At 41.7% G+C, this 12706-nt stretch carries 8 protein-coding genes and 1 tRNA gene; 2 read left to right on the top strand and 7 right to left on the bottom strand.

All coding sequences use genetic code 11. From position 1 onward, the window contains the following. Positions 1-11 precede the first annotated feature (11 nt). The 7 genes from PQ461_RS18095 to PQ461_RS18125 all read right to left on the bottom strand — a co-directional run bounded on the left by PQ461_RS18095 (position 12) and on the right by PQ461_RS18125 (position 7812). Entirely contained in the window at positions 12-1985 is a 1974-nt protein-coding gene (locus tag PQ461_RS18095) for a M1 family metallopeptidase (RefSeq protein ID WP_274206940.1), read from the bottom strand. Between the two features lie 68 nt (positions 1986-2053). Continuing rightward, positions 2054-2401, bottom strand: a complete 348-nt coding sequence (locus tag PQ461_RS18100; RefSeq protein ID WP_274206941.1) for a Spx/MgsR family RNA polymerase-binding regulatory protein — start codon at positions 2399-2401, stop codon at positions 2054-2056. Between the two features lie 9 nt (positions 2402-2410). Continuing rightward, a complete protein-coding gene (locus PQ461_RS18105; protein ID WP_274206942.1) occupies positions 2411-4831 on the bottom strand; it encodes a TonB-dependent receptor in 2421 nt (806 codons plus the stop codon). Positions 4832-5208: 377 nt separating this feature from the next. Next, on the bottom strand, positions 5209-5769 hold the full coding sequence (gene pth / locus PQ461_RS18110) for an aminoacyl-tRNA hydrolase (protein WP_274206943.1): 561 nt from the start codon (positions 5767-5769) through the stop codon (positions 5209-5211). Between the two features lie 196 nt (positions 5770-5965). Next, complete coding sequence (locus PQ461_RS18115) at positions 5966-6541, bottom strand: 50S ribosomal protein L25/general stress protein Ctc (RefSeq protein WP_274206944.1); 576 nt, start codon at positions 6539-6541, stop codon at positions 5966-5968. A gap of 103 nt (positions 6542-6644) precedes the next feature. Further along, positions 6645-7592, bottom strand: coding sequence for a ribose-phosphate pyrophosphokinase (locus PQ461_RS18120; protein ID WP_274206945.1), 948 nt, complete (start codon positions 7590-7592; stop codon positions 6645-6647). A gap of 149 nt (positions 7593-7741) precedes the next feature. Beyond that, positions 7742-7812 (bottom strand) — tRNA-Gln (locus tag PQ461_RS18125). Positions 7813-8035: 223 nt separating this feature from the next. Here PQ461_RS18125 and PQ461_RS18130 point away from each other — a divergent pair. Continuing rightward, on the top strand, positions 8036-11173 hold the full coding sequence (locus tag PQ461_RS18130) for a DUF2723 domain-containing protein (protein WP_274206946.1): 3138 nt from the start codon (positions 8036-8038) through the stop codon (positions 11171-11173). Between the two features lie 108 nt (positions 11174-11281). Beyond that, positions 11282-12667: a serine hydrolase gene (locus PQ461_RS18135; RefSeq protein WP_274206947.1), complete on the top strand. Its 1386-nt coding sequence runs from the start codon at positions 11282-11284 to the stop codon at positions 12665-12667. Positions 12668-12706: the final 39 nt, after the last annotated feature.

The raw sequence follows: 12706 nt of genomic DNA on the forward strand, positions 1-12706 counted from the left end.
TATGTGTTAAATTATTGCTGCCAGGTGTTATTGTCGGTATTGTAATCGGGCAAAGTATGGTCAGGGTCATAAGTTACAGATACGATCGGCTCCACAGACTGATACTTAAAGGTCCACTTGCTGCCTGTAGCCCAAACTTCTACAGGTAATTTGATACGTTCGGTTTTGCCGCTTTGGGTTTTTATTTCCAAAGGTACGGGCATTGCCATACGATCAAGGTTTTGTATGGTGATCAGCGCACCTTTAGCCGGGTTGTTATCTACATAATGTACATCAGTAACTGCAACGTCCAGTTGCCAGTTATTTAAATACCATTCGCGCCAAAACCAGTTAAGACTTTCGCCAGATGCGTTTTCAATCGTGCGGAAGAAATCATCAGGAGTTGGATGCTTAAACGCCCAGCGTTTGATATACGTTTTAAAGGCATAATCAAACCGCTCGGGGCCAATGATCTGTCTGCGTAAAAAATTAAGCCCAAGCGCCGGTTTATCATAAACCAATATCCCGTTATCATATTCAACAATGTTATCAGGGGTGGTCATGATAGGCGGCAAAGCCGGGTTCAGAAAATGTAATGCGGCGTTACTGGTCCAGTCTATCGGTTTATCGGCATATTCTCCATTATTAAAAGATTGAGTTGACAGGACATTGATAAAGGTGTTAAAGCCTTCATCCATCCAGCCATACAACCGTTCGTTCGAACCAACAATCATCGGAAACCAGGTATGGCCAAACTCATGATCGTTTACATCCCATAGCTCCTTACCCTTGCTTGTTGCACCGCAAAATACAATACCCGGATATTCCATACCGCTTACACGGCCGGCAACAGCGGTTGCCACAGGGTAAGGATACTGGTACCATTTTGCAGAATTATATTCAATGGATTTCTTTACATATTCTGTTGAACGCTCCCATCCATTATCGCCGCTGCTTTCAGCAGGGTATGCAGATACCGCCAGGCATTTTTTACCGTCGGGCAAATCAACCTTCGCTGCATCAATTACAAATGCAGGTGACGATGCCCAGGCAAAATCACGTGCATTATCTATTTTAAAATGCCAGGTAAGTTCTGTTTTACCTACAGGCCGCGATGATGCTTTACCAACCTCGTTTGCAGTGCGTATCATCACTGTTTTTTCGCTACCTGCAGCTTCTGCCCAGCGCTGCTGCTGAACAGGCGTATAAACCTCCTGCGGATTTAATAACTCTCCCGATCCAAATACAATATGATTAGCCGGAACGGTGATATTCACATCAAAATCGCCGTATTCCAGGTAAAACTCCGACGGGCCGTTATACGGTACCGTGTTCCATCCCATTACATCATCAAATACGCACATGCGCGGGTACCACTGCCCTACTGTGAATATCTTTCCTTTGCGGCTATCATAAATGCCCATCCGGTCGCTGCCATAATCGGGCATGGTAAACGAGTATATAATATTGACCACTACCCTTCCGCCGTTTGCAGGCAAAGTGTTAGGCAGAAACACCTGCATACGTGTTTCGCTGATCAGATACTTTACAGCTACACCATTTATGGTTACTGCGCTGATCTTATAACCGGCATCAAACACCTGCCCAAAAGCATGGTTACGGCTGCCGCCTACAGGCTCCATTGCATAACCACGTGCATCTGGCTTGTAGAGGTTTTGATCCAGTTGCATCCACAAAAAGTCCATTTTTTGCGGGCTGTTGTTGGTATAAGTAAGTACTTCTGTACCGCTGATTTGTTTGGTGTTTTCATCCAGCCGGGCAGTTAGTTTATAATCGGCACGGTTTTGCCAATACAGCGGACCAGGCTCGCCGCTGGCGGCACGATAAGGTGTACCTTTTTCGGTATAGAATATCGGATTAAATAATTCGGATGGATTATATTTTGAAGGCAGTTTGGCAGATGAGCCAATATCTTGTGCATTACAAAAATTAAATGCGGCAATAAAGGCCGGTAAAATACCAGCCAATGATAAATATTTTTTCAAAATTGTATAATGCAGTTTATAATTTGTTTAAACCGACAAATTAACGCATTATACAGCAATAATGACAACTATTTCAGAAAGTGCTGTTTATAAGTATTTTCGTCAAAGCCGAAATATAAAAAGCCACCGTCTTCAATAACCGGGCGCTTAATCATACTTATTTTTTCCTTTAATAAGGGCAATGCCTCTGTAGCGGATGTTACTTTCTCTTTTACCGCAGGGTCAAGCTGTTTCCAGGTAAGCCCCTGCTTGTTCAAAAACTTCTCGTAACCTGCCTTATCGTTCCACTCATTAAGCTTCTCATCGCTTACACCAAGCTTTTTAAAATCATGAAACTCATAATCAACATGATTAGCCTTTAGCCAGTCAAGCGCTTTTTTTACTGTGTTGCAGTTAGTAATGCCGTAAACTTTCATACCGCAAACTTAATGATTTCCACCACGGCCGCCACCGCTGTCATCATTATTTATACCCCGCTGGTTTTTCTTGATGTCGCTGCTGAGGTGCCCAAATTTGTAGGTAAAGCTAACAGCTACCGCACGGTAAAAAACCTGGTTGGCCGTGATCTGTTCAAAATCATCTGTTTTTGAATAAAAATCAATCTTCCTGAACTTTGAAAACGGGTTTGACAGATAGAATGCAATAGTGGCTTTATCTTTCCAAAAATCCTTTGAGCCGCTTAATGAGGTACCAAAATAGTTATTGTCTTTACCCTGCAACAGCACATACCGGCTATCATAATTAATGTTTATTCCCATGCGGTAGCCTTTATCAAATTTATAACCGGCATAAGTAAATGTATGCCCCTGGTAACCGCTGTTAGTATAAAATATATTGTTGAAGGTACCGCTGAGATCAACACGCATTATCTGTGAATTGATACTTATGTTTAGCTTTTTTGTTATAGGATAATTAACATTAACGTTTAGCCCCAGGCGTTTGCTTTTACCAACGTTTTCATAGGTAGTGATGCTCACGGTATCGGGTGTGATCGTGGTTACGCTTTGTATGGTATTATTTGCAAAAGCATAACTTAAACCCATATTAACCGAGCCCTTGCCCGAGATACTATAATTTAACTCTAAGCTGTGATTTAACGCGGGGCGCAAATTCGGATTACCCACATTAATGTATTTTGGATTAGACTGGTCTATAAAAGGGTTAAGTTGCCAGATACCCGGCCTGGATATCCGGTCAGAATAGCCAAAATTCAGACTACTGCTTTTAAACTTACGCTGTATAGAAATGGAGGGTACAAGATTATTATAATCCTGCGTAGCCGCACTGCCTACCGAGGTAAAATTAGCATCAATGGTGGTATGTTCTAACCGCGCGCCGCCTTTAAAGCTCCAGTTGGTCAGCTTGATCTGGTAGGTACCGTAACCGCTGTAAACATTTTGCTGGTAATCAAAATTATTAGTTTGTGCTGGATTATTGATAAAGCTGCCGCTCGCCGGGTCAAAAACGTCGCTGGTAAAATCACTATAATTACTTCTGAAAATTCCTTTTATGCCGGCTTCAACCGTTTGATTTTTCAGCGGCTGTACATAATCTATCTGGGCAGTATGCTCATGCGTACCTGATAGATTATATTGATTATAGTTTTGCTGTCCGTAATTTACACGTTCGCTAAAAATGGCGTTATTGTCTTGTTTACTGCTTCCTCCGCTGTACTTATAGGATGCTGTAAGCATTTGATCCTTACTTTTTTTAAAGCCCAACTGATAATTTAAAGCCAGGTCGGTACCGTGATAAGACCCCTTACTGTAATTATTCAAGGTATACGATTGCGCATTCGCCGGGTCGCTGCTGGGCTGATTAGAATACTGCAGATTATCTGAATTTGAATTTTGACCATAAGATTCAATACTGCCTGTTATCAGGTTCAAAGAATCAAGCTCATAACTTAACTCTGCGCTGCCATAAGTATTGTTGCCCTGCCTTGTATTGCTTCCGCTTTGCATTAGCGTTGACACTACCGGATGAAAAGTATTGGTTACGTTTTCAAAGTCCGATGTTCGCCTGTTTTGCTTATTATAACCTACATAACCGCTTATACCAAACTTACCCTGCTTTACTGTAAGATTTAAGTTGGTGCCCGGCCCCCACACGTTGTTATACCGTGCGCTGATGTTGCCATTGTAACCCTGATCAACATTCTTCTTCGTTATAATATTAATGATACCCGCCAGGCCTTCCGCCTCATATTTAGCAGGTGGCGTTGTAATAACCTCTATCTTGTCAATATTGCTTGCAGGCATAGCCTTCAACACATCCGACGGATTTTTAGTTACAAGCGCCGATGGTTTCCCGTTGATAAATATTTTAAAATCCCCGTTGCCTTTTAGTTTAATATTATCCTGTGCGTCAACCGATACCAGCGGCACCTTACGCAGCATCTCTAACACAGTCTGGCTCTTGCTTTCAGGGTCGGCCTGTACATCGTAACCTATGCGGTCAACCTCTTGCTTAACTATGGGTTTAAGTGCGGTAACAGTTACTTCATTAAGATTTTTTGATGAGGCAGACAATTTGATACGCCCCAGATCAATCAGCTTTTTAGTACTGTCTGTGCTGATTATTTTTTGCGCATAACCTACTGATGCCAATACCAGTTCATAAGATTTACCGGGAAGCGAAGTAAATTCAAAACTGCCGTTATCTTTAGTTAAGGTACTTTTTACAGGTTGTTTACCCTTTACAGTACGCAGGGCCACAGTAACATAACCCATAGGCTCGTTCTTGGCTGAATCGATAACAATGCCCTTTATGTTTTGTGTAGACTGTGCAATTACACTGGCCCAGGTTAAAAACAGCAATGTAAACAGTAATAAGGCTTTTTTCATTTAGTGATAAGATGCAATTAGATAACTAATAGTTACAAGGAGATCAAATTATTTCCGGATATGGCAGGCACTCGTTTACTTGCTATGCAGCGTTATGTAATATTTGAATGCGTGTAACGGCTACTGTATCAAAAACCAAATGGTTATCCATGTTAATGATCATACCCAACCATCCAGCGCATGAATTAGAATTTGTCGAAACTTAGGTAGCGGTTTTAAACTACGGTAAGAAAAGGGGCAGTAAGCCTGCAATTGGTGATAAGGTTTTTTTCATAATGGTTGACAGGTTAAATTTTCTCAATTATAACGCTAATCTTCCATTAAAATTCAGTTGATATAAGAAATAACTAACCTGTTAGTTAAAAATCTTGTTACAATTATTTATTGAACCTTGTCATGGTGAGTTCGGTGCCAACAGTAACAAAGCTTTTGATGATCTCTATAGAGCGGTCAATCAATGCCGGCAGCTCAGGTTGTTCATCGTCATCAAAACCGCTTAGTACATAATCAACTTGGCGGCCTTTGGGGTAATTGTCGCTGATGCCAAAACGCAGGCGCGGATAATCGTTACGCCCCAACGTAGCTTCAATATGTTTTAACCCGTTATGGCCGGCGGCACTGCCTTTAGGTTTTAACCTTAATGAGCCAAACGGAATAGCCAGATCATCAACCAAAACAAGCACATTTTCAATAGGAATCTTCAGGTCTTTCATCCAGTAGCTAACCGCTTTACCGCTCAGGTTCATGTAGGTAGTGGGCTTTATCAGATACAATGACCGGCTTTTATATTGCATTTCGGCATAGTACGCCAAACGCATATTGTAAAACTTAATGCCTTCCTGCTTAGCCAGCTCATCAAGAATCATAAAGCCGATGTTATGTCGTGTATCAACATACTCAGGACCGATATTACCTAAACCTACAATAAGATATTTCATAGATGTACACATTATGTCATCCTGAACTTGTTTCAGGATCTCACTGGCATAGTAGCTATATATTTGAGATGCCGAAACAAGTTCGGCATGACGGGTTAATTTAATTTCTAAACTAAACAAAAACAGCGATAAGTAAACCTATCGCTGTTTTTATACTTCGGTGAAATCACTTTTTAATCAGTGAAATCAATCGTTATTATTTTTTACCTTCTTGCTCTGCCTGACGTAGTGCACGTGAAGTAGTTACAGATACGATGGTATCTTCAGCAGCATTGGTGATGGTCAGGTTTGGAACGCTGATTTCGCCAACACGTACAGATTTACCAACTTCTAAGCCTTCGATGCTAACGTCGATAGTGTCAACGTGATCTTTAGGTAAGCCTTTAACACGCAGTTTACGCAGTTTCTGAACTAATTTACCACCCATTTTAACACCTGGAGAAGTACCAGTTAAACGGATAGGAATTTCAATAGTAACCGGTTTATTTTCGTTCAACGCTAAAAAGTCGATGTGTAAAATTTTGCTGGTTAATGGATGAAACTGAAGATCTTTAACAATAGCCTGAGCTTTTGTACCACCGATTTCAAGGTCGATGAAAGATACTTCCGGAGTGTAAATTACCGGTTTAATGTCAGCTTCAGATACTGAGAAGTGAACTTGTGTTTCGCCACCGTAAAGTACGGCCGGGATTGAACCTGCGTAACGCAGTTCTTTGGCATCGCGTTTCCCTACGTTCTCTCTTGGAGAACCGCTAATAGCAACTGATTTCATTTTATATTTATTTAATTTATATCACTAATCCATTACCCAAGGGCAATGGACAATAGTTTCAATTTCACGTCTATGAACTATTGACCATAGACTATCAACTTATTTAGTCCTCTACCTTAAACAGCTGGCTTATCGAACCATGTTCGTTTACATTGGCAATAGCCTTTGCAAACAAATCGGCGGTTGAAAGCACCCTTATTTTAGGGCTTTGCTGTTTCAACGGAATTGTATCTGTAACGATCAATTCTGTTAAAGCAGAGTTTTCAATGGTTTCATACGCCTTGCCTGATAATACAGGGTGTGTACAAACAGCCCTCACACTTTTTGCGCCGCGTTCCATAATAAGGCCGGCAGCTTTTGATAATGTACCTGCCGTATCGCAGATATCATCAATTAACACAATATCTTGTCCGGTTACGTCTCCAATGATCGTCATCGACTCAATTTCATTGGCACGCTTACGGCGTTTATCACAAATTACAACCTCTGCGTTAAAAAACTTGGCAAAGGTACGTGCGCGGTATGAACCACCCATATCAGGCGATGCAATGGTCAGATTTTCCAGTCCCAGGCTTTTAATGTAAGGGACAAAGATCACTGAAGCATCAAGGTGGTCAACCGGTATGTCAAAGAAACCCTGGATCTGCGCAGCGTGCAGGTCCATCGTCATAATACGGTTAATGCCCGCAGCAACTAACAGGTTGGCTACCAGCTTTGCACCAATAGCTACACGCGGCTTGTCTTTTCTGTCCTGACGTGCCAAACCAAAATAAGGGATTACTGCTGTTACATAATGGGCTGATGCACGGCGGCCGGCATCAATCATCATCAGTAATTCCATTAAATTGTCGGTAGGCTGATTGGTAGACTGGATCAGAAACAAGTCGCATCCCCTTACAGATTCGTTAAAGTGCGGTTGAAATTCACCATCGCTAAAGCGGGAGAAAACAATATCGCCAAGCTCGCGGCCATAAGCGTCTGCGATTTTGTTGGCCAGTGCTACACTGCCAGAACCGCTGAATAGTTTAACCGGGTTAAATTGTAAAGGCATCCCTTTTTTATTTCGGATTTCGAATGTTCAATTTCGAAATTTCTTAGCAACCTTATAAAACAACAATTCGGATTTCAATTTTCTTAGATCATATCTGATTTGAGAAATTAAAATCCGAAATTGAAATTTCGAAGTTCGAAATTTTATTGTTGCCCGACCAGGATTCGAACCTAGACAAACGGTACCAAAAACCGTCGTACTACCATTATACTATCAGGCAATCCTTTTCCGTAAACAAGTTGCTTCCGAAATGGAATGCAAATATAGGACGATATTTTTAAAGTCAAAAGCATTTTTTGAAAAATTTTCAAATTTTTCTTGTCCACTATTTAATGGGCTGGCACTTAGTTAAATTATGTTAAAGAATAGCCCGGCGATTGAAAAACATCGTAATAGTTTTGTTAATTTCGGCGGCTAATTATAGATATACTGTATATTCAATCATGAATTATAACAAAATCAATAACCTCTTTGGCTGGATAGCTTTTCTGATAGCCTCGGTAACGTACATTTTAACCTTAGAGCCATCTGCCAGTTTTTGGGATTGCGGCGAATTCATTGCCTGTATATATCGTTTACAGGTAGCCCACCAACCTGGTGCCCCTTTGTTCACTATGATTGGTAAAGTGTTCTCCTTACTTTCAATGGGCGACATACACAGGGTGGCTTACTGGACAAACGTTGCTTCGGCCATCGCCAGCGGTGCTACAATTTTGTTCTTATTCTGGAGTATTACAGCCTTAGCTAAAAAGATATTAGTTAAAACAGGCGAAGAAATTACAACCGCCAACACCATCCTTATTATAGGTGCAGGCCTGGTTGGCGCTTTAGCTTATACCTGGTCTGATACCTTTTGGTTCTCGGCCGTTGAATCTGAGGTTTATGCACAATCATCATTATGTACGGCTATTGTTTTTTGGGCGATATTAAAATGGGATGCCCATGCAGATGAGCCGGGTGCCGACAGGTGGCTGGTATTTATCGCTTATGTAATGGGCCTTTCTATCGGCATCCACTTACTTAACTTATTGGTTATTCCGGCAATTGCATTGGTGATTTATTTCCGCCGTGCAAAAACAGTTACCGCTTCCGGAACTTTATGGTCATTCTTATTAGGCTGCGTTGCCTTAGGCCTTGTACTTTGGGGTATCATTCAATACACTGTTAAAGGTGCTGCTTATTCAGACCTGTTCTTTGTTAACACTTTAGGCATGGGCTTCGGCACAGGCGCTATTGCATTTTATGTGTTATTACTTGCAGCTATTGTATTAGGCATTTACTATACCATTAAGCCTTCGCAGCCGGTTATTATTGCATCTGCCATCTGCTTTATACTGCTGCTGGGTTTTAGCGGCGGTATTGTAGGCGCTATTGCAGGCATTGCATTTGTTGCCTTTTTAGAGTATGTACTGCACGTACGCAACAAACGCTATCTGTTAAATACCATCCTTATATCTACCTTGTTCATTCTTTTAGGTTACAGCTCGTTTGTAATGATTGTTATCCGTGCTAAAGCAGGTACAAACTTAAACAACAGCGACCCTGAAGATGCTTTTACATTAAACAGCTACCTTAACCGCGACCAGTATGGGGAAACGCCATTGCTTTACGGTCAGTTTTTTGATTCAAAACAAGTAGACCAAACCGAAGGCGGCAACATGTATCGCCGTGGCAAAGAGAAATATGAAATTGCCGGTAAAAAAATCAAACCGGTTTACGACCGTAATACCATCTTCCCACGTATCTTCAGCCAAACAGGCGACGATCCGCAATTCTATCGTCAGTGGCTTCGCTTAGGGCAGGAAGAACATCCTACCCTGGTCCACAATCTTGCCTTCTTCTTTAGCTGGCAGGTTAACCAGATGTATACCCGTTACTTTATGTGGAACTTTGTTGGACGTACCAATGAAATGGACGGCCAGGCGAATGATTCACCTGACGGCGATTGGGTAAGCGGCTTGAACGTGGGTAAAAAGATGCCTTACAATGTAACGCACAGCTTATCATACAACCGTATGTATTTCCTGCCGCTGATAATTGGTTTGGTAGGTTTGTTCTATCATTTTAAACGCAAACAGCGCGATGCAGGTGTTGTGGCGGTACTGTTCTTCTTTACAGGGCTTGCCATTGTGCTTTACCTCAACCAGGATCCGGGGCAGCCACGTGAGCGTGACTATGCCTATGCGGGTTCGTTCTACGCGTTTGCCATCTGGATTGGTTTAGGCGTATTAGCTATTGCACAGTTCCTGAGCAAAAAGCTGAATGCAACTACCAGCGCTTATATTGCTACTGCTGCATGCTTACTGGCGGCGCCTATATTAATGGCTACACAGGAATGGGACGACCACGACCGTTCTACCAAATACACGCCTCGTGATATGGCGATCAACTACTTGGAATCATGCGCGCCTAACGCTATCTTATTCACTTATGGCGATAACGACACTTACCCGCTTTGGTATGCGCAAGAGGTAGAGAACGTTCGCCCGGATATCCGTATTGTGAATTTAAGTTTACTGGGTACCGACTGGTATATCCGCCAGATGAAGCAGAAGATGAATGATTCTGCTCCGCTGCCTATCACTATGCCGAACGAAAAATTTGAGCAGGGTGTTAGAGATGTGCTTTATTTCAATGATAAAAATATTGCTACTCCGGTTGAGCTGAAGGAAGTGTTCGACTTTATGATGTCAGACAATCCTGAAACTAAGGTGGAATACCAAAGTGGTGATGTAGAAAACTACCTGCCTACCAAGAACTTTAAAATGACCGTTAATGCCGACCAACTGGTTAAAGACGGCATTGTTAAAGCCAGCGATAAAGATCGCGTTACACCAGAGATGGATTGGAAATACAATTCGAACTATGTAACAAAAGATAACCTGGCCATGATGGATATCCTGGCGCACAACAATTGGAAACGCCCTATTTACTTTGCAATAACCGTAGGTAACGAGAACCTGATGGGCCTTGACAAATACCTGTACTGTGAAGGTTTTGCAAACCGTTTATTGCCATTTAAACCGGATACAGCCGCCGCACAAGGCGATGTAGCCAACACCATGCTGATGTATAATAACATGATGACCAAGTTTAAATGGGGAAATATGAAAAAGGCGCGTTACCTGGATCATGAGTCGTTAACGATGTTCTACCCTATCATCATGAAACAGTTTGTTTCTCTTGCTGATCATTTAATGGAAGACGGGCATCCAGATCTTGCTAAAAAAGCGCTACAGAAATACGATGCAGAAATGCCTAACCTGTACCCTTATACAGAGGTTGCCGCACGCAAATACTATTTAGTTGATGATGCCTACAAAGTTGGCGATGCACAGCTTGGCAATAAATGGGCTACCGAAATTGATGATTATCTTAATGACGTGCTATCCTACAATGCTGACCAGTTGAAAAACAATGGCACCGTTAGCACACGTGATGCACAGCTTTGCATGTCGATACTGAATGGTTTAGTAACCCTTACCAAAGATAATAAGCAAACAAGCCTTTCGGCTAAGTTTGAAAAACAACTGAAAGAATACGAAGGCAGCCTGGGCTCAATTATGCAAAGGCAGCAATAATCCTCTTTATAAAACTTTAAGAAAGCCACCTCATCAGGTGGCTTTCGCATTTAAAATACTTTGTAACTAATCGCCTTATCAGGAATCAAACTGCTATAAACCTGGTAAATGAAAAAGCGTTACTTACTTATACTATTCTTGTGCCTTGGCTTAGGCATCTATGCAGCTAAAGCGCAGGACAGCAAAGCAAAAAAGATTGAGACCTACATGCAAAAGGCGCATGATCTTGGCTTATTTAAGGGAAATGTTTTGGTTGTGGATAACGGCAAAGTAGTATATAAGGCTGCAATGGGTTTTACTGATTACACCGAAACAAAACCACTCACCACGGCATACCGTTTTCATATTGGCTCTATCGCAAAAGAATCTGATGCGGTAGCCATCATGATACTTAAAGACGAAGGCAAGCTTAACCTTGACGATAAAGTTTCAAAATACCTGCCCCAACTACCGGCATGGAGCAATACCATAAGCATTAGAAACTTGTTGCAATACACCAGCGGATTGCCGGACGTAAAGTGGAAAACGGTTAAAAGTGATTCAGCCAATATGTCGGACCTGATGCATGTAGAGAAACTCAATTTTGAACCGGGCACTAATTATTTTTATAACAACAACAATGTGTTTTTACGCCGCCGTATTATTGAAAAGATCAGCGGAATGACGTTTAACCAATTTGTTGAGCAAAAAATATTGCAGCCATCGGATATGAAAAGCTCGATAGTTGATCCTGACGATAGCACGCCATTGTTTGCAAAGGGATATGATAAGAGTCATAAGCCTGATCCATTAGTGTATCCTATCACCGGTTGGACGGCCGTTACGCTGGACGACTTTTATAAATGGGCAAGGGTTATCTCGAATTTTAAATTGATTACGCCACAGTCGACCCGTGATATATTGATACCGGCAGGCAATAATATGCAATCCGGACTGGGTGGTGGCACAATGGATGGCGATAAACTGATTACCCATACACATGATGGTACAGCAATGAACCACCAGGCTTTACTTGTAGATGATATACCTAAAAAGCGTACTATCATCCTGCTTACCAACAATAAAAACACCAGTCTGTATCAGTTCAATAACGCGCTGCAAAACATTTTAGATGGCAAGCCATATGATGAGCCAACAAAGTCGATACTAAGTACTTTCCAGAGCAAGATAGATTCACTTAACGGAAATCAGATCATTGCTTTTTATAACATTCTGAAAAAAACAAATAAGGAGGAGTACGGCTTTAAAGACGAAAACACATTGAATGAAATAGGTTACTACCTGCTTCGGACTAAAAAAATGCAGGATGCCATTACCGTCTTCGAATACAATACTACGCTATATCCACAATCATGGAATGTGTATGACAGCCTTGGCGAAGCCTATCTTACAGCGGGAGATAATGCAAAAGCATTATTAAGCTATAAAAAGTCGGTTGAACTTAACCCGGACAGCCAGGCGGGTAAAGCGATTATTAAGCGACTGGAACAATAACTGTAAAATAGCTAAAAGTATAAGGGGCTGCTTCTTTTG

Source organism: Mucilaginibacter sp. KACC 22063 (genome assembly GCF_028736115.1).
In the GTDB taxonomy this organism is placed as follows: Bacteria; Bacteroidota; Bacteroidia; order Sphingobacteriales; family Sphingobacteriaceae; genus Mucilaginibacter.